At 70.5% G+C, this 22,485-nt stretch carries 16 protein-coding genes and 1 pseudogene; 11 read left to right on the top strand and 6 right to left on the bottom strand.

The annotated features are described in order from the left end of the window. Positions 1-117 precede the first annotated feature (117 nt). Positions 118-3,831 (top strand): multifunctional oxoglutarate decarboxylase/oxoglutarate dehydrogenase thiamine pyrophosphate-binding subunit/dihydrolipoyllysine-residue succinyltransferase subunit, encoded by a 3,714-nt coding sequence (locus IPN03_02485; GenBank protein ID MBK9372620.1) that lies wholly within the window; start codon positions 118-120, stop codon positions 3,829-3,831. A gap of 60 nt (positions 3,832-3,891) precedes the next feature. Here the strand turns inward: IPN03_02485 and IPN03_02480 are convergent, their stop codons facing one another. From IPN03_02480 to IPN03_02470, 3 genes are all read right to left on the bottom strand, one after another. Then, positions 3,892-4,560, bottom strand: coding sequence for a hypothetical protein (locus IPN03_02480; GenBank protein MBK9372619.1), 669 nt, complete (start codon positions 4,558-4,560; stop codon positions 3,892-3,894). Between the two features lie 72 nt (positions 4,561-4,632). After that, entirely contained in the window at positions 4,633-5,673 is a 1,041-nt protein-coding gene (locus tag IPN03_02475) for a 2-oxoacid:ferredoxin oxidoreductase subunit beta (GenBank protein ID MBK9372618.1), read from the bottom strand. Further along, positions 5,670-7,523, bottom strand: coding sequence for a 2-oxoacid:acceptor oxidoreductase subunit alpha (locus tag IPN03_02470; protein ID MBK9372617.1), 1,854 nt, complete (start codon positions 7,521-7,523; stop codon positions 5,670-5,672). Before IPN03_02470 ends, IPN03_02475 begins: the two co-directional genes overlap by 4 nt. A gap of 531 nt (positions 7,524-8,054) precedes the next feature. Between IPN03_02470 and IPN03_02465 the strand changes: the two are divergent. The 3 genes and pseudogenes from IPN03_02465 to IPN03_02455 all read left to right on the top strand — a co-directional run bounded on the left by IPN03_02465 (position 8,055) and on the right by IPN03_02455 (position 10,976). Then, positions 8,055-9,478: pseudogene (locus IPN03_02465) on the top strand (fumarate hydratase). Then, on the top strand, positions 9,478-10,209 hold the full coding sequence (locus IPN03_02460; GenBank protein ID MBK9372616.1) for an ABC transporter substrate-binding protein: 732 nt from the start codon (positions 9,478-9,480) through the stop codon (positions 10,207-10,209). Before IPN03_02465 ends, IPN03_02460 begins: the two are co-directional and overlap by 1 nt. Continuing rightward, complete coding sequence (locus IPN03_02455; GenBank protein ID MBK9372615.1) at positions 10,206-10,976, top strand: hypothetical protein; 771 nt, start codon at positions 10,206-10,208, stop codon at positions 10,974-10,976. The genes IPN03_02460 and IPN03_02455 overlap by 4 nt, the downstream gene beginning before the upstream one ends. A 9-nt stretch (positions 10,977-10,985) precedes the next feature. Here IPN03_02455 and folE read toward each other — a convergent pair whose 3' ends face one another. Next, positions 10,986-11,618, bottom strand: a complete 633-nt coding sequence (folE, locus tag IPN03_02450; GenBank protein ID MBK9372614.1) for a GTP cyclohydrolase I FolE — start codon at positions 11,616-11,618, stop codon at positions 10,986-10,988. Positions 11,619-11,650: 32 nt separating this feature from the next. Between folE and pyk the strand changes: the two genes are divergently transcribed. Then, positions 11,651-13,093 (top strand): pyruvate kinase, encoded by a 1,443-nt coding sequence (gene pyk, locus IPN03_02445; protein ID MBK9372613.1) that lies wholly within the window; start codon positions 11,651-11,653, stop codon positions 13,091-13,093. On the opposite strand, the gene IPN03_02440 is transcribed toward pyk, so the two are convergent. Next, entirely contained in the window at positions 13,080-14,747 is a 1,668-nt protein-coding gene (locus IPN03_02440) for an alkaline phosphatase family protein (protein ID MBK9372612.1), read from the bottom strand. The genes pyk and IPN03_02440 overlap by 14 nt on opposite strands. A 78-nt stretch (positions 14,748-14,825) precedes the next feature. Between IPN03_02440 and IPN03_02435 the strand changes: the two genes are divergently transcribed. From IPN03_02435 to radA, 6 genes are all read left to right on the top strand, one after another. Then, positions 14,826-15,695, top strand: coding sequence for a PHP domain-containing protein (locus tag IPN03_02435; protein MBK9372611.1), 870 nt, complete (start codon positions 14,826-14,828; stop codon positions 15,693-15,695). Between the two features lie 37 nt (positions 15,696-15,732). Next, positions 15,733-17,091 carry a replicative DNA helicase gene (dnaB, locus tag IPN03_02430; protein MBK9372610.1) on the top strand — a complete coding sequence of 453 codons (1,359 nt, stop codon included), beginning with the start codon at positions 15,733-15,735 and terminating at the stop codon, positions 17,089-17,091. A gap of 87 nt (positions 17,092-17,178) precedes the next feature. Then, the gene (locus IPN03_02425) at positions 17,179-17,946 is read left to right on the top strand and encodes an ABC transporter permease (GenBank protein ID MBK9372609.1); all 768 of its coding nucleotides are present in this window, start codon (positions 17,179-17,181) and stop codon (positions 17,944-17,946) included. Between the two features lie 41 nt (positions 17,947-17,987). Beyond that, complete coding sequence (locus IPN03_02420) at positions 17,988-18,752, top strand: ATP-binding cassette domain-containing protein (GenBank protein MBK9372608.1); 765 nt, start codon at positions 17,988-17,990, stop codon at positions 18,750-18,752. Then, complete coding sequence (locus IPN03_02415; protein ID MBK9372607.1) at positions 18,749-20,188, top strand: MCE family protein; 1,440 nt, start codon at positions 18,749-18,751, stop codon at positions 20,186-20,188. The genes IPN03_02420 and IPN03_02415 overlap by 4 nt, the downstream gene beginning before the upstream one ends. Continuing rightward, positions 20,188-21,591, top strand: coding sequence for a DNA repair protein RadA (radA, locus tag IPN03_02410; protein ID MBK9372606.1), 1,404 nt, complete (start codon positions 20,188-20,190; stop codon positions 21,589-21,591). The genes IPN03_02415 and radA overlap by 1 nt, the downstream gene beginning before the upstream one ends. Here the strand turns inward: radA and IPN03_02405 are convergent. Further along, a complete protein-coding gene (locus IPN03_02405) occupies positions 21,560-22,465 on the bottom strand; it encodes a phosphoribosylaminoimidazolesuccinocarboxamide synthase (protein MBK9372605.1) in 906 nt (301 codons plus the stop codon). The two genes, radA and IPN03_02405, sit on opposite strands and share 32 nt — an antisense overlap. Positions 22,466-22,485: the final 20 nt, after the last annotated feature.

Here is a 22,485-nt window from a genome sequence, read left to right as displayed (position 1 = left end):
CAGGGGCGGGACGGCTCGGGCGGGTTAAAATTATCGGCTCGCCGGCCCACCTGGGGCGCGCGGGTGCCGACGCGCCGCCTCGTCGGGCGGGAGCGGCCGGAACAGAGGGAGATCCGAATGCACGACGCCGTCCTCGACGCCCTCACCGAATCGTTCGGCGACAACGCCGGATTCGCACTCGAGCTCTACGCGCAGTACCGGCTGAACCCCGGCACGGTGGGAGACGACTGGCGGAGGACGTTCGAGCAGTTCGAGAAGAGAGCCCGCGCCGGGGGCACCCCGGTCTCCGCCCCTTCGGAGATGGCGCAGGCCGCTCCCGAGTTCGCTCCTCCGGCGGTCGGCGCCCCTCTCGTCGCGGCGCCGGCCCCGGTCCCGTCCCCGGTTCCGGCGCCCCGCTTCCCGGCGCCGCAGCTGCGCCCCGGCGAGAAGCTCCAGCCCCTCGTCGGCGGCTCCGCCACGATCGCGCGCAACATGGACGCCTCCCTTTCCGTTCCGACGGCGACCTCCCAGCGCGTCCTCCCGGTCAAGGCGATGGAGGAGAACCGGCGGATCCTGAACCACCACCGCGAGGCGGTGCGCCAGTCGAAGATCTCGTTCACCCACCTCGTCGCCTGGGCGATCGTGAGGGCGATCGAGAAGCACCCGGGGATGAACGACGCCTACGCGGAGGCGGAGGGAAGGCCGCAGCGCGTCCGGAAGCCCCACGTGAACCTCGGCATCGCGGTCGACGTGACGAAGAAGGACGGGACCCGGACCCTCCTCGTTCCGAACATCAAGCTGGCCGAGGAGCTCGACTTCGCAGAGTTCGTCGCAACGTTCGACAACCTCATCGGCAAGGCCCGCCGCGGGTCGATCGAGCCGGAAGCGTTCCTCGGGACCTCGATCTCGCTCACGAACCCCGGCACGCTCGGCACGACGTCCTCCTCCCCGCGCCTCATGCCGGGGCAGGGGTGCATCGTCGCCACGGGCGCCATGGGCTACCCGCCCGAGTACCAGGCGATGCCCGACGAGGTCGTCTCGAGCCTCGGCATCTCCCGCGTCATGGCGGTGACGTCCACCTACGACCACCGGGTCGTCCAGGGAGCCGAGTCGGGCGCGTTCCTCGCGACGCTCCAGGAGCTCCTCCTCGGCGGGAACGGCTTCTACGAGCGCATCTTCGGCGACTTGCGCGTGCCGCACCGCCCCGTCGTCTGGGAGCCCGACAGGAACCCGCCCTTCCTCGGCGGCGCCTCGCGCCTCGAGGCGGTCGAGAAGCAGGCGCGGATCCTCCCGCTCATCAACTTCTACCGGGTGCGCGGGCACCTCCTCGCCGACCTCGACCCGCTCGGCTTCGACACGCCTCCCTACCACGCCGAGCTCGACCCGGCGACGTTCGGCTACACGATCTGGGACCTCGACCGGAAGTTCATCACCAACGGTCTCGCCGGGCGCGACCAGGCGACGCTCCGGGAGATCCTGGAGGTCCTCCGGCAGACCTACTGCGGAAAGATCGGCGCCGAGTTCATGAACATCCAGGACCCCGCCCAGAAGGCGTGGCTCATGGAGCGGATGGAGTCGTCCCGGAACCTCGCGGCGCTCTCGGCGGACGACCGCAAGCGGCTCCTCGCCAAGCTCGTCGAGGCGGAGAGCTTCGAGAAGTTCCTCCACGCCAAGTACGTCGGGCACAAGCGCTTCTCCCTCGAGGGGGGCGAGGCGGCGATCCCGCTCCTGACGCGGCTCCTCGACCGGGCCGCCGAAATGGGCGTCGAGGAGGCCGTCGTCGGGATGCCGCACCGCGGGCGCCTGACGATCCTGACGACGGTCGTCGGCAAACAGGTCGACCGGATCTTCGCGGAGTTCGAGGACGTCCTCGATCCGCAGTCGATCCAGGGCTCGGGAGACGTGAAGTACCACCTCGGCGCCGTCGGCATCCACGAGACCCCCGACGGGAAGAGGGTGAAGCTGGGCCTGGCGCCGAATCCGAGCCACCTCGAGGCGGTCGACCCGGTCGTCGAGGGGATGGTCCGGGCCAAGCAGGAGCGCGCGGGCGACGCGGCCCGCCAGCGGATTCTGCCGATCCTCCTCCACGGCGACGCCGCGTTCGCGGGGCAGGGGCTCGTCGCCGAGACGCTCAACATGTGCAAGCTCGAGGGGTACCAGACGGGCGGCACGATCCACGTCATCGTGAACAACCAGATCGGCTTCACGACGAACCCGAAGGACGCGCGCTCGTCGCCGTACTGTACCGACGTCGCCAAGGCGGTGCAGGCCCCCATCTTTCACGTGAACGGCGACGACCCGGAGGCGGTCGTCCAGGCGGTCGACCTCGCGATCGAGTACCGGAAGGCGTTCGGCCACGACGTCGTCGTCGACATGGTCTGCTACCGCCGCTACGGCCACAACGAGGGGGACGAGCCGAGCTACACGCAGCCGCTCCTCTACGCCAAGATCCGGAATCACTCCTCGGTCGCGCGCCTCTATGGCGACGCGCTCGTGAGGGACGGTCTCCTGACGGCGGCCGAGGTCGAGAACGTCTGGGTCGCCGCGAAGCAGAGGCTCGAGAAGGCCTACGACGCGTCCGCGGCGACGCGCACGCGCGGCGCCTTCTCCGACTCGCTCCTCGCCCCGGCAGCCCCCCGTTACGAAGCGGGAGGAGACGTCCGCGAGAAGCTCGCCCGGGTCGTGAAAGCCGTCTCGACCCTCCCTGCCGGGTTCGAGGTCCATCCGAAGCTGCGCCCGCTCCTGAAGAAGCGCGCCGACTACGCCAGCGGCCGCCCCGAGATCGACTGGGCCGGTGGCGAAATGCTCGCGTTCGGGATGCTCCTTCTCGAGGGGACGCCCGTGCGCCTCTCCGGGCAGGACTCGGGGCGGGGCACCTTCAGCCACCGCCACTCCGTCCTCGCCGACCCGAAGACCGGCGCCGAGTTCATCCCCCTGAATGCGATCGCCGAGCCGCAGGCCCGGTTCGAGGTCATCGACTCGTTCCTCTCCGAGTTCGGCGTCATGGGCTTCGAGTTCGGATACGCCGTCGCCGACCCGTCGTCGCTCGTCATCTGGGAGGCGCAGTTCGGGGACTTCGCGAACGGGGCGCAGATCGTCATCGACCAGTTCATCGCCGGCTCCGAGCAGAAATGGAGCCAGACCTGCGATCTCGTCCTCCTCCTGCCGCACGGCCAGGAGGGGCAGGGGCCGGAGCACTCCTCGGCGCGCCTCGAGCGCTTCCTGACGCTCTGCGCCGAGGACAACATGAGCGTCGCCAACGTGACGACGCCCGCGCAGTACTACCACCTCCTGATGCGTCAGATGCGCGACGACGTCCGGCGGCCGCTCATCGTCATGTCACCGAAAAGCCTCCTGCGCCACCCGAAGGCGGTTTCGACGTTCGACGAGATCGCAGGCGGGGCGTTCCAGCCCGTCCTCGACGACGGGGCCTTCGCCGCCGGCGGCGCTGACGGCGTGCGGCGGGTCGTCGTCGCGAGCGGAAAGGTCGTCTACGAGCTCCTCGCGGCCCGCGAGAAGGCGGCGCGCCCGGACGTCGCGATCGTGAGGCTCGAGGAGCTCTACCCGTTCCCGGGCGAGTCGCTCGGCCGGGTCCTCGCGCGATACCCGCAGGACGCGACGCTCGTCTTTGCCCAGGAGGAGCCGAAGAACATGGGTGCCTGGCGCTTCGTTCGCGAGCAGTTCCTCGATGGCGCCGTCCCGGGCGCCGGGCCTGGACGGCCCCTTCGCTATGCCGGCCGGCGCTCCTCGGCGAGTCCGGCACCCGGCTCGCACCACATCTTCGCGATGGAGCAGGAGGGCCTCGTCGCCGACGCCCTCGGCGTCGAGGCGGAGGTCCCGGCAGGCGTCTGAAATCGCGACCGGGTGGCGGCGCACGCTGCGCCGCCACCCGGGGCGTTCGTTCTCCGGGTCCTACTTCGCTTCGGGAGCCGCCGCGGGCGCGCCGGCCTGTCCGGGCTTCAGCTCGCGGGCGATCCGATTGGCCGTGTTGTCGACGGCGTTCGTCAGGGCCTGCGACTGCATGGCGCCCGAGTCGGGGCGCTCCTGACGCGGGCTGTCCCAGCGGCCGCTCTTCTGGAGGACCTTGAGGATCTTCCCGGTCGGGTCGTAGGCCGTCATCTCGGCCGTGCACTCGCCCCGGAACAGGTAGACCGTCACCTCGACAGCCGTCGGGCCGCTGCCGCGCCGCTCGGTCTCGGTGATGGCGCGGGCGGCGCAGTCGAGGAGGCGCACGCCGAGGTACGCATCCGCGGGGGCCGACCGGACGAGCGCCGCCGTCTTCGCCGCGTCCTTTCCGAGCTCCGCAGGACGGACGCCGGCGCCCCGGGCGTCGACGACCTGGAACTTGCCGTCGCGGCCGAGCTCCCGAATCAGCGACTTGCCCATCCGGGCCGTCGGGGTCTCTTCCCCGGCTGCCATGGCGACGCCCGACATCCGGCTCTCGGGGTACTGCACGTCGATGAGGGCCAGGTTCCGGCCCGGAAGGGTCGTCTCGGGGGCGGTGGTGGCGCAGCCCGTGGCGAAGAGCCCGAGCGCGAGGAGGGCGATGCCGGGGCGCAGGGTCCTGAGGCTTTGGATCATCCGATGATTATGATCCGACTCGGGCACGGCCGCTCCACGGATCAGGAAGGGCCGGGACTTCGCCCAGCGCCGTCACCGGTAGGCCTCGAGGATCGCAGCGAGCACCTCGCGGGACGGGCGCAGGCGCTCCTCGCCCAGGGTCGTGAGGGGCTCCTCGACGGTGTTGAGGAGCCTGGCGAAGCTCGGCTTCTCCGGCTCGAGGTAGAGGATCCCGGTCAGGAATTCCTTCGCCGTCCGGCTCCGGTGAAGGGTCGCGAGGACCTGGTCCTTGTCGGTCGGGTCGTAGTCGCGCCCGACGGAGTGGAAGCGGACCACGCTCCCGTCGGGGAAGGGGACGTCCCTGACCTCGCCGGGCGGGATCTCGGCGACCGTGTCGTCGAAGTACGGCACGAACCCGATCTCGTGCAGCGGCTCTTCGTGGTCCCTGGCGTACTTGTAGCTCTTCGTCGATCCCTCGTGGTCGTTGAACGTCACGCAGGGGGAGATCACGTCGATGACCGCGGTTCCCCGGTGTGTGATCGCGGCCTGCAGGATCGACTGGAGCTGCTTCATGTCGCCTGAGAAGGAGCGGGCGACGAAGCCGCAGCCGAGCTCGATGGCGAGGCCGCAGATGTCGATCGGCACGAGGTCGTTGGCCCCGCCGCCTTTCAGCGTGGATCCGACGTCGGCCGTGGCCGAGAACTGCCCCTTCGTGAGGCCGTAGACGCCGTTGTTCTCGACGACGTAGACGAGCGGCATGTTCCGCCGCACGAGGTGGACGAACTGCCCGATCCCGATCGACGCGGTGTCGCCGTCTCCCGAGACGCCGATGCCGAGCAGCTCGGGGTTCGCCAGGAGCGCTCCCGTGGCGACGGAGGGCATCCTGCCGTGGACGGCGTTGACCCCCCACGCGCGGTTCAGGAAGTACGCGGGTGTCTTGGACGAGCAGCCGATGCCCGAGAACTTCGCCACCCGGCGCGGCTCGATGCCGAGCTCGAAGAAGGCGGTGACGATCTGCTTCGTGATGACGTCGTGGCCGCAGCCGAGGCAGAGGGTCGACTTCGCCCCTTCGTAGTCGGCCTTCGCGAGGCCGATCCGGTTCGTCTTCGGGGCGGCGGGGAGCGTGGCGCTCATCGGGCACCTCCGGTGCGTCCGCGGTGGGAGAGAACGCCGTCGACGACCGTCGTGGCGTCGAGCGGGAGCCCGTCGTACTGGAGGACGGAGACGAAGCGGGTGGCATGACCGGGCAGCTCGTCGCGCAGGAGCGCGGCGAGCTGGGCGTCGCGGTTCTGCTCGACGACGTAGACGACCTCGTGGCCGTCGATCCACGCGCGCGCCTCGGGGCCCAGCGGCAGGGCCCGGAGACGGAGGTAGTCGAGCGGGAGGCCGTGCTCGCGCTCGAGCAGGTCGCGCCCCTCGGTCGTCCCGTAGTGCGACGTGCCGAAGGCCAGGAGGCCCGCCGCCGCGCCGGGACGATCCTCGGTCGCCGGTCCCGGGAGCAGCCCGCGCGCGGTCTCGAGCTTTCTCGCGAGGCGTTCGACGTTCCTCACGTAGTCCTGTGCCTTCTCCGTGTAGCCCGCCGCTTCGTTGTGTCCCGACCCGCGCGTGAAGTAGGCCGCCTTCGGGTGGTCCGTCCCCGGGAGCGTCCGCCAGGGGATGCCGTCGCCGTCGAGGTCCCGGTAGCGTCCCCAGGTCGATTTCAGCCGCTCGACGCCGTCGGCGTCCAGGACCTTGCCGCGGTCGAACGGCGCTTCGGGGTACGGGAAGGGGTCGGCCATCCAGTTGTTCATCCCGAGGTCGAGGTCGGTCAGGACGAAGACCGGCGTCTGGAGCCGCTCGGCGAGGTCGAAGGCCTCCTGCGCCATCGTGAAGCACTCCTCGGGCGAGGACGGAAAGAGGACCGGGTGCTTTCCGTCGCCGTGGGAGTTCGTGTGGCAGATGAGGACGTCTCCCTGCATCGTGCGCGTCGGAAGGCCGGTCGACGGTCCGACGCGCTGCACGTCGAAGATGACGGCAGGGATCTCGGTGTAATAGCCGTAGCCGATGAGCTCGGACATGAGGGAGATGCCGGGGCCGGATGTCGCCGTGAAGGCGCGCGCCCCGGCCCACCCGGCGCCCAGAACCATGCCGATGGAGGCGATCTCGTCCTCGGCCTGGACGATGGCCGCCGTTGCGCGGCCCGTTCCCGGGTCCACGCGGTGCTCCGCGCAGAGGTCGATGAACGTCTCGCAGAGGGAGGAGGAGGGGGTGATGGGGTACCAGGTGCAGACGGTCGCGCCACCGAAGAGGCAGCCGAGCGCCGAGGCGGAGTTGCCGTCGATGATGAGCTTGCCCGCGGTCGCGTCCATTCGCGCGACACGGTGGGGGAGCTTTTCGGGGAAGGCCGACGCCGCGTGCTCGATCCCGAGGCGCATCGCCGCGAGATTCAGGTCGATGGCCTTCGCCTTCCCGCCGAGCTGCCGGCGGATCGACGCCTCGATCTCCGCCGGGTCGATCTCCATGAGGTCGGAGAGGACGCCGACGTAGATCATGTTCACGAGGAGCCGTCGGAGCTTCGCCTGGTCGGGTGGGAGCGGGAGCTTTCCGGCCAGCTCGGAGAACGGGACGGGGAAGAGGCGAAGGTCGTCACGCAGCTTCTCTACGGCGAGCTTCTTCTCGTAGACGACCGACGTGCCGGGCGCCGCCGCGAGGGCGTCCTCCGCCGCGGTCTCGGGGTTCATGAGGACGAGGACGTCCAGCTCGCGCCTCCGCCCGATGTAGCCGTGGCGGCTCGCCCGGATCGTGAACCAGGTGGGGAGCCCCTGGATGTTCGAGGGGAAGAGGTTCTTCCCGGAGACGGGGACCCCCATCCGGAAGATCGACCGAAGCAGGACGTTGTTCGCCGTCTGGGACCCCGAGCCGTTCGCCGTGGCGACCTGCAGGGAGAAGTCGTTGACGACGGCGGCGGCCGGCGAACCCGCGGCGGGTGAAGGGACTGTCGACATCCGGGTACACCTCCTCCCGTGCGCCCCATGGCTCTGCCGCGGGCGGAAACGGGTAAACCGACGATGTTAGCCGCAAACCCCGCGTTCCGGATCCTCCCGTGCGAACCGCCGCGGGGGAGGCGATGAGCGACGGCGGTTCCCGATCGGCTCGGCGACCCTCCCGCCAGCTCGTCGGGAGGCGCCCGGGAGTCGCGAACGGTCCTCGTCCCGGGGTTATCCTTGAAGACCGGAGGTCACGCGAAGATGGCGCAGAAGAAACCCAGGAAACCGGCTCGTCCGGCGCCTGCGAAGCGGGGTTCCGCCCCGAAGGCCGCCGCTGCGAAGCCCGGGGTTGCACGTTCCGTCGCCCGGCAGGCTCACGCCGTCGCGAGGAAGGCCGCACCTGCGAAGAAGGCGGCCCCCGCGAAGAAGGCCGCGCCCGCCAGGAAGCTCGCCGCGAGCCTTTCGACGAAGCCTGTCCCGGTCGATCCGTTTGCCGAGAAGTCCCTCGTCGCGACCTTCACCGAGCTGATACGCCGCGCCGCCACCTCCATGCCTCCGGACGTGCTGGCCGCCATCGAGGCGGCCCGGGATCGCGAGGACGAGGGTTCGGTGGCCCGCGAGACGCTCGGGGTTCTCCTCGAGAACTCGCGCCTCGCGGCGGCGACGTCCCGGCCCGTCTGCCAGGACACGGGGATGCCCCTCTTCGAGGTCGCGGCGCCGCGGGGCGTCTCGATCCGCGCGATCGAGAAGGCCGCCGCGAAGGCGACCGAGGTCGCGACGGCGAGCGGCTACCTCCGCCCCAACTCGGTCGATTCGCTCAGCGGAAGGAACACCGGGAACGCGCCGGGCCGCGGGATGCCCATCGTTCACGTCCACGAGCACGCGCGGGCGGGTCTGAAGGCCGACCTGATCCTGAAGGGAGGCGGCTGCGAGAACGTGGGGTCGCAGTACTCTCTCCCGAACTCGGAGCTGGGCGCCGACAGGGACCTCGAAGGCGTGAAGCGGACCGTTCTCGACGCCGTCTTCCAGGCCCAGGGGAAGGGCTGTTCGCCCGGGATTCTCGGCGTCTGCATGGGCGGCGACCGCGCGAGCGGAATGGCCGAGGCGAAGCGGCAGCTCTTCCGAAAGCTGGGCGACAGGAGCCCGGAGCCCGCCCTGGCGGCTGCGGAGGAAGAGCTCCTCGAGAAGGGGAACCTCCTCGGCGTCGGACCGATGGGGTTCGGCGGCAGGACGACGCTTCTCGGCGTGAAGATGACGCACCTCGCGCGCCTTCCCGCGTCCTTCTTCGTTTCCGTCAGCTACATGTGCTGGGCGACGCGGCGGGCGTCCGTCGAGATCGCTCCTTCCGGAAAGGCGGTGTACGCGCAATGAGCGAGGCGAGGAAGCTGACGACGCCCCTCTCCCCCGAGGTCGTCCGGTCGCTGAAGCGAGGCGACGCGGTGGAGGTCTCCGGCCTCATGGTCACCGGCCGGGACGCCCTCCACAAGCTCTGGGTCAAGACCTGGCCGGAGTACCCCGACCTCGACCTGCGCGGCTCGATCCTCTATCACTGCGGTCCCGTCATGCGGAAGGAGAAGGACGGCTCCTGGAGCGTTCTCGCCGCCGGTCCGACGACGTCGATCCGCGAGGAGCCCTACCAGGCGGCCGTCATCGGCAAGTACGGATTCGGCGGCGTGGTCGGCAAGGGCGGCATGGGCCTGAAGACGCTCGCCGGGCTGAAGGAGCACGGCGCGGTCTACCTTCACGCCATCGGCGGCGCGGCGCAGGTCCTCGCGCGGCGGGTCGTCCGGGTCCTCGGCGTGAAGCACCTCGAAGAGCTCGGCGTGCCCGAGGCGATGTGGATCTACGAGGTGAAGGACTTCCCGCTGATCGTCACGATGGACGCTCACGGCGATTCGCTCCACGAGGACGTGAAGAAGGGCTCGAAGGAGGTCCTGGACGAGCTGCTCGGGAGGAAGAAGCCGGCCGCCTGATGCGGATCGTCTCCCTCTGCCCGTCGATCACGGAGAGCCTCGTCGCGCTCGGGCTCGGCGGGAGCCTCGCGGGGATCACGCGGTACTGCGTTCACCCCCGCGAGGCGCTCGAGGGCATCCCGCGTGTCGGTGGTACGAAGAACCCCGACTTCGACGCGATCGCGGCGCTGGCGCCGGACCTCGTCCTCTGCAACGCCGAGGAGAACCGCGGCGCGGACGTCGCCGCGCTCTCGAAGCGGCACCGGGTCGACGTGAGCCACCCGACACGCGTCGCGGACGTCCCGCCGCTGCTTCGGCGACTGGGTGAGCTGACGGAAACCGGTGACGTCGCGGAAGGGTGGGCGCGGGCCGTCGAGGAAAAACTCTCGGCAGCCCGGGCGGGCCGGGCGGTCAGGTTCGCCTACCTGATCTGGAAGGGGCCCTGGATGGCCGCTGCGGCCGGGACGTACATCTCCGACCTCCTGGAAACGTTCGGTGGAGTGAACGCCTTCCCGGCCGCGGGCGCGCCGTGGCCGAAGACGGACGAAGAGGAGCTCGCGGCGCTCGAGCCGGAGCTCGTCGTCCTGCCTGACGAACCCTTCCCGTTCGGCGACGCCGATCGAGCGCACTGGGCGCGGGCCCTCCCGTCCGCGCGCGTCGTGCGCGTGCCGGGAGAGGATTTCTGCTGGCACGGGGTGCGCACCCTTCGGGGCCTGGCTGCGGCCGGCGCCCTCCTGGCGGAGGTCGCGTGATTGCTGAGCTCGCTCTCGTCCTGGGTCTGGTGGCCTCCGCCCCGGGGTCCCCGCCGCCCACGACCGCCGGGACCGCGACGACGCCGCCCGGCCGCTCCTGGGTCCTCGTCCAGGCGGACGGTACCCGGGTCACGTTCGAAGGGCCGCCCGAGAACCGCGACGGGCGGTTCGTCGGGCGCCTCAAAGGCTCCGGAACCCTCGTCTCCATCCCGGCCGTGCGCGTGGACACGGAGGCCACCGGACGGGCCAATGCGCCGGGTGCGGCCGCGGCCGCGGCCGCCGCTGCCGCTCCGAAGGTTCGGCCGACGCCTGGCCCGTTCGCGACGCCTCCCCTCGGCGACAGGGTCCGGATGAAGACGAGCGGGGATGAGGCCCGGCGGATTCTCGAGAACGCGAGGATGGGAACGCCTGAGCCACCTCCTCCGCCGGGCACGACGCCGACCGCCGCCCCGGTTCCGGCAGAGAAGCCCCCGACCGACAACCTCGGCCGCGGAGAGGACTACTGGAGGGAACGAGCGGGGGCTGCGCGCGGGGTCTTCGACGATGCGGAGCGCGACCTCGCAGCGGCCGAGGCGCAGCTGGCGGCGGCCGAAAGGTCGTATCTCGGCGTGGGCGAGGCCGAGCGGAACAGCTACGTCATCCGCGTCATCGAAGCGCGCGACGTGGCGGAGAAGGCCCGGGCCCAGCACCGCAGCGCCTCTGGTCGATGGGAGGCGCTACAGGAGGAGGCGCGCAAGGCGGGCGCCTTCCCGGGCTGGCTCAGGTGAGCCCGGCGCCTATCCGGGTCGCCTCAGCAGATCCAGGAACTCCTCCCGCACCGCCTTCTGCCTGAAGACGCCGCGGATCGCCGAGGTCACCGTCACCGAGCCGGGCTTGCGTACGCCGCGCATCTCGACGCAGAGATGGCGGGCCTCGATGACGACCATGACTCCCAGCGGCTTCAGCTCCTCTTCGAGGACCCTGGCGACCTGCTCGGTGAGCCGCTCCTGCAGCTGGGGCCTCCTGGCGAAGAAATCGAGGAGGCGGGGGAGCTTCGAGAGGCCGACGATCCTCTCGTTCGGGATGTAGGCGACGTGCCCGTGCCCGTAGAACGGCACGAAGTGGTGGGCGCACATGGAGTAGAAGGGAATCTCCTTCTCCATGACCATCGACGTGTAGTGCTCGTCGTTCGGGAAGGTCGTCAGTTTCGGGCGGGTTCCCTCGTCGAGGCCCGAGAAGATCTCGAGGTACATCTTCGCCACCCGGCGGTCGGTGTCGACGAGGTTGGGATCCGTCTCCGGGGAGAGGCCGAGGATCCGGATGATCTCCCGGACGTGGGGAGCGATGCTGTCGATCCGGGGATCGCTCGGCGGGCGAGGGGCGTGCACCTCGAGGTCCGCGGCGAGCAGGGATTCCGGTTTCGAAGTCATGGGGAGATCATACGGTTCACAGGAGGATGCGGATGGCCAAGCCGACGCGGGAGCCTCGCGCCACGAAGATCGTCGCGACGATCGGACCCCGGGCAGAGAGGGAGGGCGAGCTCGTCCGTCTCCTCGCAGCAGGCGTTGATGTCGTGCGCCTCAACGGCGCGCACTGTGCGCCCGGAGACATAGCGCGGCGCGTGGCCCTCGTCCGCGCCGCCGAGATCGTGGTGGGACGCCCCGTCGGCATCCTTCTCGACCTCGGAGGGCCGAAGATCCGGGTGGGTCCCATCGAGGGAGACACGACCGTCTGGAAGGACGGGGACCTCGTCGAGATCGTCCCGGGGCAGCGCCGCGGTGCCGGAAAGCAGATCTCCGTCACCTACCCGGCGCTTCTGTCCGAGGTCGAGCCGGGGGCCGAGATCCGGATCGCCGACGGACTGATCCGGCTCAGGGTCGAAAGCCGCGGCAGCGGCGCGCTGAAGGCCCGGGTCCTGTCCGGCGGGACGGTCAGGAAGGGGGCCGGCGTCAATCTCCCGAGCTCCGTCCTCTCGGCCCCGGCCGTCACGGCGAAAGACCGCCGCGACCTGCGCGAGGGGCTCGAGGCGGGAATCCAGTTCGTCGGCCTCTCGTTCGTCCGGACCGTGGAGCACGTGAAGACTCTCCGCCGCCTGATCGCCCAAGCGCCGCCGCAACGCCGTCCGTGGATCGTCTCGAAGATCGAGAGGATCGAGGCGGTGCGCGCGCTCAGGGAGATCGCCGCCGCTTCCGACGTGCTGATGGTGGCGCGCGGGGACCTCGGTGTCGAGATCGGCCTTGCGGCGGTTCCCGGGGCGCAGAGGGCGATCCTGAGGGTGGGACACGAGAAGTCGGTTCCCGTCATCGTGGCCACGCAGATGCTCGAGTCGATGGTCGAGCACCCGGTCCCGACGCGGGCCGAGGTGTCGGACGTCGCCGGGGCGGTGAACGACGGGGCGGACGCCGTGATGCTCTCGGGCGAGACGGCCGTCGGCGCCTATCCCGTCGCGGCGGTCTGCACGATGGACGAGATCGCGCGGGTGGCCGAGGCGCAGCGGCCGATGCCCGGCGAGCCTCCTCACCGGATCTCCGACGGGGAGGATCACACCCCGGTCGTCTGCGACATGGCGGTCGTCGCGGCGCGGCGCGCGGGGGCGCAGGCGATGGTCGTCTACACGGCGTCGGGCCGGACGGCGCGCCTGCTCTCGAAGGAGGACTCCCGGATCCCGATCGTGGCGATCACGAACTCCGAGGAGGTGCGGCGCCGCCTCACGCTCCTCAGGAACGTCGTCTCGTACTGCATCCCGGCGTCCTCGTCGGTGGAGGGGATGATCGCGAACGGAGACGCCGTCCTGCGGGCGCACGGCCTTGCCCAGGCGACCGTCGTCGAGGTCTCGGGCGCCGCGGCCCTGGAGGGAGCGACGAACACCGTCAGGATCCGTACGCTGAAACCTACTCGAAAGTGAGGCTTTCGGGAGCCGGGAGCGGAGCGGGCGGCCCGAGGGGCTCGGTGAGGATCTCGAGCGAGCGCCCGTCCATTCCCGAGGCGTCGTAGGGGACGCCGAGGTAGGAGAGAAGTGTCGGCGTCAGGTCGAGCGTGCGCGCCGCGAAGAGCCGCCCCGCCCTGACGCCGGGTCCGGCGAAGACGAGCGGCACGACCGCCTCGACGCGCGAGAGGGCTCCGTGTCCGCCGAGGCGCCCGGCGCGGAAACCCACGCCGTCGATCGGCGAGACGAGGACGTCCGGAGCCCTCGGCGAGTCGAAGAACGCGACGGCCTGGACCGGCAGGTCCGGGTACTCGGTGCCGGCCGTCGCGGCGAGCCACTCGGCGGCAGAGAGAGGCCGGCCCAGGAGCGAAGCGGGAAACGCGAGGGGGTCCTCGCCCTCGAGGAGCCGGTAGGTGTAGACGTTCTCACCGTCCTCCCGCTCTTCGCGGTGCGTTTCGGCGCGTCCCTTCGGGCCGTAGACGTCCACCCAGCCCGCTTCGGGCCCGCGCGTGAGGACGAGGCGTATCTCGGGGAGGTCCGCGAGCCCGGCGGCGAAGTCCGAGCGAGGCGGGACCGGCGGCGCGACGCCGTCCGCCCGGCGCTTCTTCGCCTTCCGCTTCTGCGCCCTGAGGACGGCCCGTGGCACCTCTTCCGTCGGTCGCGTCGTCGGGAGCCAGATCATGGCGCCCCGGTAGGCTCCGACGACGACCTGCGCGTCGCCGACGTCGTACGAGCCAGGGCGCTTCTCGGGCAGGGTGACGAGGACGCAGTCCTCGGTGGTGCAATCGGCGCCGGTCGGGTAGCGGTAGAGGACCCGGTGGACCAGCTCGTCGGCGGCGACGAATCGGGTGTAGCCCGCGTGCCCGTGGTCTCCGACGAGGACGAACAGGACCCGGTCGTAGACCCCCCATCGCTTCAGCCGTCTCACGAGGCGGGCGAAGCTCCGGTCGATCGCCCGGAGGATCGCGCGGGACGCTTCGCTGTCGGGGCCTTCGTAGTGGGCAACTTCGTCGGGGCCGAGGAGGTGTCCCCAGGTGATCGAAGGGAGCGCGCCGGCGGAGAGCGCGCCGTGGTACGCGTCGCCGAGGTCGTCGATCGTCTTGCGGTCGAGGAAGGCCCAGTCGTTCCTCAGGTAGGAGGCGACGACGGTGGCGAGGTTGGTGGAGTGGACGGAGACGCCGCGCGCCATCGGAGTCGTCACCGCGACGGAGTCGGCCGGGAGCATCTCGAAGATCGTCCTGGAGTCGGGCGTCAGGAACTCGGCGGACGAGTAGGCGCGGAAGATGTTCGTGTGCGCCTCGCGAATCTGGAGCCGCCGGTCGAGCCAGATGTTCGCGGGGATCCCGTGGTGCCCCGGGAAAAGCCCCGTCTGGAGAGCCGCGAGGTTCGGGTAGGTCTCGCTCGGGATGGAGGAGACGGCCGTATCGACCGACAGCCCGCGATCGAGGATCTCGGCCTTCAGCGTCGGGACGTCACCGGACGATGCGGCGCGGTCGAGGGCCTCCTTCGAAAGGCCGTCGAAGAAGAGGACGCAGACGGAGAGGCCCCGCGTCGTGTCGGCCGCCATGGCGGCCGTCCGCGCCTTGTGGTGGACCGTGCAGGCCCAGAGAGTGGCCACCGCGGCCAGGGCCACGACAGGCCCCGCCCAGAAAGGCAACGATCTTCCGCCCCCCGGCTCCCGGCTCCTCCTCACGGCCTGTAGGATACCGGGGTGGCGTTCGGCGGCGCGGACCTCCACTTCCACTCGACCTTCTCGGACGGCGTCGAGTCGCCCTCCCGGCTCGTCCAGCGCGCGGTTGGGGCGGGCCTTTCCGTCGCCGTCCTGACGGACCACGACGCGGTCCACGGTGTCCCGGAGTTCGTGGGTGCGGCCAGCGGCACGGGTCTCGTGGCCGCGGGCGGCGCCGAGCTCTCCGTCGACGACGGGGGAGAGGACGTTCACCTCCTCGGGCTCTTCCTCGATCCGGACGAGCCGGCCCTCGTCGCGCGCCTCGCTTCGTTCCGGGAGGTGCGGGACCGGCGCGGCGAGGCGATGGTCGCGAGGCTCGCCCAGCTCGGGGTGATCCTCGACCTCCCGGCTCTGAGGGCCGAGGTCGGCGCCGGGGCCTTCGGGCGGCCGCACGTGGCGCGCGCACTCGTCGCGAAGGGGGTCGTGAAGAGCTTCGGAGAGGCGTTCGACCGGTTCCTGGGCGACGGTGCCCCGGCGTTCGTTCCGAAGGCGAAGTGGGGCCTCGGAGAGGCAATCGAGACGGTGCACCGCGCCGGGGGCCTCGCGGTTCTCGCTCACCCCGTGTGGTATCGCGACCCGGCCGGGCTCCTGCGGAGAGGGGCCGGTCTCGGCCTCGACGGCGTCGAGGTCTACCACCCGGACAACGACGGGCGCGAGGAGGAGTTCGCCTCGGAGGCCGAAGCGCTCGGCCTGCTCCAGACGGCGGGGTCCGATTTCCACACTCCCGCCGACGCCGGGAAGAGCCTCGGCGCCCGGCGGCTCGCCGAGCCGCTCTGGGAGAGCGTCGCACGGGCGGCGGCGGCCCGCAGGCGGCAGGCCGGGCGGCCCCAGGTCGATCTCTCTCCCCGCTGATCCCTCCGGCGTGCGAATGGTGTAGAACAGGCGGCCCATGGCTTCCGTCGTCCCCGCCGAGCTCGAGACCCTGCCCTCCCGCCCGGAGGTGGAACGGAGCCTCCTCGGCGCTCTCCTGATCGACGGCGCGCTCCTCACGCGGGTCATGGAGCACGTCGTTCCCGAGGATTTCGCCTCCGAGCCGCACCGGCTCGTCTACGAGGCGTGCCTCGCCCTTTCCGACCGGAAGGAATCGATCGACCTCGTCATGGTCGAGTCCGAGCTGGAGAGGCACGGCCGGCTCGCGCGCGCCGGCGGCACGGCCTATCTCTCGGGCCTCCTCGACAACGTCCCGGACGTCGAGAGCGTCGAGAGCTACGCCAAGCTCGTCCGCGAGGCGGCGCTCCGCCGGCAGCTGATCCTGCAGTCGCGCCGCGCGGCGCGGGCCGCGGTCGACGCCCCCGACGCGCAGGCCGTCCTCGAGGCGGCCCAGCAGGAGCTCGTCGACATCGCCAAGGGGAGCCTGAGGGGCGGCTTCGTCCGCCTCTCCGAGATCGCCGAGAAGAACGAGGAAGAGATCCAGAAGATCCAGGCGCGCGGCTCGATGCTGACGGGCCTGCCGACGGGCTTCTCGCGGCTGAACGCCCTGACGCAGGGCTTCCAGAAGACCGACCTCATCATCCTCGCCGCGCGACCGGGCATGGGGAAAACGGCGTTCGCGCTGAACATCGCCTCGTACCTGACGATCCACAGCGGGTACTGCGTCGCCTTCTTCTCCCTCGAGATGAGCGCGCCCCAGCTCGGGTTCCGCATCCAGTGCGCCGAGGCGCGCGTGAACCTGCAGCGCCTGAGGGAAGGACGCCTGTCGAAGGAAGAGAAGAAGTTCCTCTTCTACACGACGCAGCAGATGCGCGACGCGCGCTTCTACATCGACGACCAGCCGTCGAACTCTCTCCTCGAGATGCGCGCCCGCGCGCTCCAGCTGAAGCAGTCGCAGAAGGGGCTCGACGCGATCTTCGTCGACTACCTCCAGATCATGGGCTCGCGCCAGAAGTACGAGAACCGCACTCAGGAGGTCGGCGCCTACTCGCGCGGGCTGAAGGCCCTCGCCAAGGAGGTCGACGTCCCCGTCATCGCACTCGCCCAGCTCTCCCGCCGCACGGAGCAGCGCGGGTCGGAGAAGGAGCCGCAGCTCTCGGACCTGCGCGAGTCGGGCGCCATCGAGCAGGACGCCGACCTCGTCATCTTCCTCTCGAGGCCCGAGTACTACGACAAGGACACGCCCGACAAGAACGTCTGCGAGGTCATCATCGCCAAGCAGAGGAACGGCCCCACGGGACGGTTCTCCCTGGGCTGGTCGGGGGAGACGACCCGCTTCTCGGATCTCGCCCAGGTGCCCGAAGGCGCGGGGATGTGAACCGGGGGGTCGCGCCGCGTATCATCGACGGCGGAGATCCTCCTTTGATCCACGATTTCCGAGACGCGCCGTCCGACGCGAGGCCCGATGGGCGTGCTTGAAACCGTCGGCCGGTTCGCCCTCGAGGCCCTCGAGTTCCACGGCCGGTGTGTCACCCTGCTGGGTCTGACGGTCCGGGGACTCTTCCGCAGGCCCTTCGACGGCCGGGGCCTCGCCACGCAGGTCGTTCGGGTCGGTTTCGAAGGGCTCCCGGTCGTTCTCCTCACGGCCGTCTTCACCGGGGCGGTCCTCGCGCTCCAGACCTACGTCGGGTTCAAGCGGTTCCACGCCGAGGCCTGGGTCGGTTCCGTCGTGGCGCTCTCGATGCTCCGCGAGCTGGCGCCGGTCCTCACGGGCCTGATGGTGACCGGGAGATCGGGAAGCGCGATGGCCGCCGAGATCGGATCGATGCGGGTGACGGAGCAGATCGACGCCCTCGTCTCCCTCGCGACCGACCCGGTCCAGTACCTCTTCGTGCCGAGGATCCTCGCGGGCATCATCGTCGTCCCGATGCTCGTCGTCCTGGCGAACGCTCTCGGAATCGCGGGCGGCTACCTCGTCGCGGTGCGGCTGCTCGGCGCCAACCCGGTCGTCTACGTCCAGAACACCTTCCAGTTCCTCGACCTGAACGACCTCTGGTCGGGCCTGGTCAAGGCGGCGGTCTTCGGGTTCCTCCTGACCCTCATCGGCTGCCAGCAGGGATTCGACACGAAGGGCGGGGCGGAAGGCGTCGGGCGGGCGACGACGGCGGCGGTCGTCCTCGGGTCGCTCGCGATCCTCGTGTCCGACTTCTTCCTGACGAAGGTGCTGTTCTGAGCGCGCCGGACGCGGTCCCCGTCTCACAGGCCCCTCCCGAGATCCGCCTCTCGGGAGTCGGGAAGAGCTTCGGGACGAAGGTCGTCCTCGACGGGCTCGACCTGTCGGTCGCGAAGGGGGATTCGATCGTCATCCTCGGCAAGTCGGGCACCGGCAAGAGCGTCCTCCTCAAGCACATGATCGGGCTCCTGGCTCCCGACGCCGGGACGGTCGAGATCGAGGGCGAGGATTTCTGGGCCACCTCGCGCTCCCGGCGCGACGAGATCCGCCGCCGATTCGGGATGTCCTTCCAGGAGGGGGCGCTCTTCGACTCGATGACCGTCGGGGAGAACATCGCCTTTCCCCTCAAACGGCACACGAAGATGAGTCCCGACGAGGTGCGGGCGCGCGTGGCGGAGTGCCTCGCGCTCGTGAGGCTCCACGGGATCGAGAGCAAGCGCCCGTCCGAGCTCTCCGGGGGCATGCGACGGCGCGTCGGCTTCGCGCGGGCGATCGCGCTGCAGCCGGAAGTGCTCCTGTTCGACGAGCCGACGACCGGCCTCGACCCCATCACGACGGACGTTCTCGCCCGCGTGATGATCGACCTGAGGGACCGGATGAACCCGACGATGGTGACGATCACCCACGACCTGAAGGTCGCGTTCGAGGTCGCCGAGAGAGTCGCGCTCCTCGATCGCGGAAAGATCCTGGTCGACCTCCCCCCGCGGGAGTTCGAGGCGTCGGACGACCCGCGCGTCAGGGCGTTCGTCCGGGGCGACGGGAGCGAGGACGGCGAGTCCTCGTTCCCCGAGGAGGCAACTGCATGAACGCGACCGCCAAGATCGGCCTTTTCGCGCTGGCCGTCCTGCTGGCGCTGGCCGTTCTCGTCCTGAAGATCGAGGACCTGCCTTTCCCCGGCAAGGAGCGCTCCGCCTCGGCGGAGGTCACCTTCACCGACGTGGCCGGGCTCGACGACAAGTCGGCGGTGCGGATCGCGGGAGTGAGGGTCGGGAAGGTCGATGGCATCCGCCTCCTGCCGGACGGCACGGCCGTGGCACGGCTCGTCTTCGACGGAGACGTCGAGCTGCGCGACGGGGCGTGGGGCCAGGTGAAGAACCTCGGAATGCTCGGAGACAAGTACGTCGACCTCTTCGCGGGGGACCCCGCGAAGCCGCGCCTCCCCGAGGGGGCCCGGATTCCCGGGCGCGTCCCGGTGGAGTTCGACGAGCTGACGAAGCTGGCGAGCGACATCGGCAAGGACGTCAAGGAGCTGACGGGCGCTCTGGCCGGATCCATGGGAGGCGAGACGGGTGAGGCGAAGATCAACCGGATCGTCGACAACGTCGGGGCGCTCGCCGAACAGCTGAAGAACCTCGTGGAGTCGAACCGGCAGAACGTCGACGTGACGATGGCGAACCTGCGCGAGTTCTCTTCGTCGATCCGGGAGACGCTCGCGCGCCTCGACAGGATCCTCGACGAGAACAGGTCGGGGGTGAAGGGGTCCGTCGCGAACATCGAGGACCTGTCGGGGAAGCTGAAGATCTCCGCCGACAACCTGAGCTCGATCACCGGCAAGCTCGACAGCGGGCAGGGGACGATGGGCAAGCTCCTGAACGACGAGACGGCGCACGACAACCTGAACGAGGCGCTCACGTCGATCAAGACGGGCGTCGAGTCGTTGAACACGACGCTCACGCGGATCAACCGGATCGAGCTCGACCTCGGCTTCTACGGCGAGTACGCGACCCGGACCGAGGCGTGGAAGGGCGCGTTCCGCGTCGACGTGACGCCGCGCGAGAACAAGTTCTACCGCATCGAGATGATCGGCCTCGAGGATGGGAGGCGGGTCGACGAGACGTACCGCTACGAGACGAGCGTCGACGGCGGTCCGCCGACCGTCGTGACGACGAAGGTCACGCGGACCGAGGACAAATTCGGCTTCTCGGCCCAGCTCGGATACCGCTTCAAGGACACGACGCTGAGGGCCGGACTCATCGAGTCGCGCGGCGGCGTCGCGATCGACCAGCACCTCCTGAAGAACCAGCTCCTGCTCACGGGCGAAGCGTGGGACTTCGGCCGGCCGGAAGGCAATGCCCAGGTGAAGCTCTTCGGCCAGTGGCAGACACGGGGCGCGGTCTTCGTTCGCGGCGGCGTCACCGACATCATCAACCCCGCGGGCCGTTCGTTCTTCTTCGGTGCCGGGATCCGCTGGAAGGACGAGGACATCAAGACGCTCCTGCCGGCCGCCCTCAGCGCCTTCTGATGGCCAGGCGGCCGGGTCGCGTCTTCACCTGTTCGGCCTGCGACGCGCAGAGCCCGCGCTGGCTGGGCCGTTGCCCGGAGTGCGGCGGATGGAACACCTTCGTCGAGGGCGAGCCGGAGCGCCCCGCGAGGCCGGGAGAGCGGGCCGCGACCGCGGCCGGGAGGGCGCCCGTCCTCAGGATGCGGGACGTGGACGCAACGGACGCGCCCCGCCTCCTGACCGGCCTCGCCGACGTCGATCGGGTCCTCGGCGGAGGCCTCGTCCCGGGCTCCGTCGTCCTCCTCGGCGGCGAACCGGGGATCGGAAAGTCGACGCTGCTCCTCCAGGTGGCGGCGCGGCTCGCACTGCGGGCGGGTCCGGTCCTCTACGTCTCGGCGGAGGAGTCGGCCCGGCAGGTGAGGCTCCGGGCCGACAGGCTCGGTGCGGTCGTCGACGGTCTCCACCTCCTCGCCGAGACCTCGGTGGACAGGATCCTGGAAGCCGCCGCGGAGAGGCCCTGGACGACCCTCGTCGTCGACTCGATCCAGACCGTGGCCTCTCCGGATCTTCCCTCGACGCCGGGCTCGGTGTCCCAGGTGCGCGACGCGGCGGCGCGCCTTTCCGTGCAGGCCAAGACGGGCGGGACGCCGGTGATCCTCGTCGGGCACGTGACGAAGGACGGGACGCTCGCCGGGCCGAAGACCCTCGAGCACCTCGTGGACGCCGTCCTGTCGTTCGAGGGAGAGCGATTCCAGGCGCACCGCGTGCTTCGGGCGCTGAAGAACCGCTTCGGGCCGGTCCACGAGCTGGGTGTCTTCGAGATGACCGGCACCGGTCTCGTCGAGGTGACGAACCCCTCGGCTCTCTACCTCGGCGGACGCACCGGCGGTCGCCCCGGCTCGGCGATCCTCGCGGCGGTCGAGGGGACGCGTCCGCTCCTCCTGGAGGTGCAGGCGCTGACGGTGCCGGTCAAGTACGGCACGCCGCGACGCACCGCCATCGGCTTCGACGGGACGCGCCTCGCGCTCCTGCTCGCGGTGCTCGAGCGGCACGGGGGCCTCGCGCTCTCGGGCCACGACGTCTTCCTGAACATCGCCGGGGGCGCCGAGAGCGAGGAGCCCGCGGCGGACCTCGCCGTCCTGGCGGCCGTGGCGGGCAGCGTCCGTGAGGTGGCGTTGCCGAAGGGGGCCGTCGCCTTCGGCGAGGTGGGCCTCCTCGGCGAGGTCCGTGCCGTGACGGACGCGACGCTCCGGCTCAAGGAGGCCGTCAGCCTCGGGTTCACCGAGGCGTTCGTTCCGGCAGGAAACGCCGCGGAGGCAGCGGAATTCCCGGACCTCGCGGTCACTCCCGTCTCGAGCGTCGAAGAGCTTCTCGTTCGGACCGCGTCGCCCGTCAGCCCGGCAGGTCCGGGTCGACGCCCGTGAGGACGCGGAACGCCTCCACGTAGCGGCCGAGCGTCCCGGCGACGACGTCGGCGGGGAGGACCGGCGCGGGGGGGGCCTTGTCCCAGCCGGTCGACTCGAGCCAGTCCCTGACGAACTGCTTGTCGTAGGACGGCGGCGAGCCGCCCTCGCACCACGAGGAAGCGGGCCAGAAGCGCGAAGAATCGGGCGTGAGCGCTTCGTCGATCCAGACGACCGCTCCGTCCTCGTCGAGGCCGAACTCGAACTTCGTGTCGGCGACGATCACGCCGCGCGAGGCGGCGTACACGGCCGCCTCGGAGTAGATCGCGAGGGTCAGGTCGCGCAGGCGCGACGCGAGGTCGCGCCCGACCGCGCTGACCATCGTCTCGAACGAGACGTTCTCGTCGTGCCCCGATTCGGCCTTCGTGGCCGGAGTGAAGATCGGCTCGGGGAGCCGCGACGCTTCCAGGAGGCCGGAAGGAAGGGGAACGCCGCAGACGGCCCCGGTCTTCCGGTAGTCCTTCCAGCCGGAGCCGGCGAGGTAGCCTCGGGCGACGCACTCGAACGGCACGACGCGGCACTTCTCCACGAGGACGGAGCGCCCGGCGAGGAGCCCCGCGTGGGAGGCGAGATCGGCGGGAAAGGCGGCGGCGTCGGTCTCGACGAGGTGGTTCTTCACGAGCCCGCCGAACTTCCGGAACCAGAAGGTCGAGAGCTGAGTGAGGACCGCGCCCTTGCCGGGTATGCCCGGAGACAGGACGACGTCGAACGCGGAGATCCGGTCGGTGGCCACGACGAGGAGGCGGTCTCCGAGGTCGTAGACGTCGCGGACCTTTCCACGGCGGGGGGGCGGAAGGCCGGGCAGGGACGTTGCGTCGAGCGCGGCGGGAGGCATTCCTGGATTCTATTCGGGCT

This window comes from Holophagales bacterium, assembly GCA_016719485.1.
In the GTDB taxonomy this organism is placed as follows: Bacteria; Acidobacteriota; Thermoanaerobaculia; order UBA5066; family UBA5066; genus UBA5066.
The sequence above is the reverse complement of the archived record's forward strand: the minus strand, read 5'-3'. Positions and strand labels throughout refer to the sequence as shown.

Excerpts from the sequence above, each read along its gene's own strand:
- IPN03_02485 (MBK9372620.1), top strand. The coding sequence starts at position 118 with ATGCACGACGCCGTCCTCGACGCCCTCACCGAATCGTTCGGCGACAAC.
- IPN03_02480 (MBK9372619.1), bottom strand. The coding sequence starts at position 4,560 with ATGATCCAAAGCCTCAGGACCCTGCGCCCCGGCATCGCCCTCCTCGCG.
- IPN03_02475 (MBK9372618.1), bottom strand. The coding sequence starts at position 5,673 with ATGAGCGCCACGCTCCCCGCCGCCCCGAAGACGAACCGGATCGGCCTC.
- IPN03_02470 (MBK9372617.1), bottom strand. The coding sequence starts at position 7,523 with ATGTCGACAGTCCCTTCACCCGCCGCGGGTTCGCCGGCCGCCGCCGTC.
- IPN03_02460 (MBK9372616.1), top strand. The coding sequence starts at position 9,478 with ATGCGGATCGTCTCCCTCTGCCCGTCGATCACGGAGAGCCTCGTCGCG.
- folE (MBK9372614.1), bottom strand. The coding sequence starts at position 11,618 with ATGACTTCGAAACCGGAATCCCTGCTCGCCGCGGACCTCGAGGTGCAC.
- pyk (MBK9372613.1), top strand. The coding sequence starts at position 11,651 with ATGGCCAAGCCGACGCGGGAGCCTCGCGCCACGAAGATCGTCGCGACG.
- dnaB (MBK9372610.1), top strand. The coding sequence starts at position 15,733 with ATGGCTTCCGTCGTCCCCGCCGAGCTCGAGACCCTGCCCTCCCGCCCG.
- IPN03_02425 (MBK9372609.1), top strand. The coding sequence starts at position 17,179 with ATGGGCGTGCTTGAAACCGTCGGCCGGTTCGCCCTCGAGGCCCTCGAG.
- IPN03_02415 (MBK9372607.1), top strand. The coding sequence starts at position 18,749 with ATGAACGCGACCGCCAAGATCGGCCTTTTCGCGCTGGCCGTCCTGCTG.
- radA (MBK9372606.1), top strand. The coding sequence starts at position 20,188 with ATGGCCAGGCGGCCGGGTCGCGTCTTCACCTGTTCGGCCTGCGACGCG.
- IPN03_02405 (MBK9372605.1), bottom strand. The coding sequence starts at position 22,465 with ATGCCTCCCGCCGCGCTCGACGCAACGTCCCTGCCCGGCCTTCCGCCC.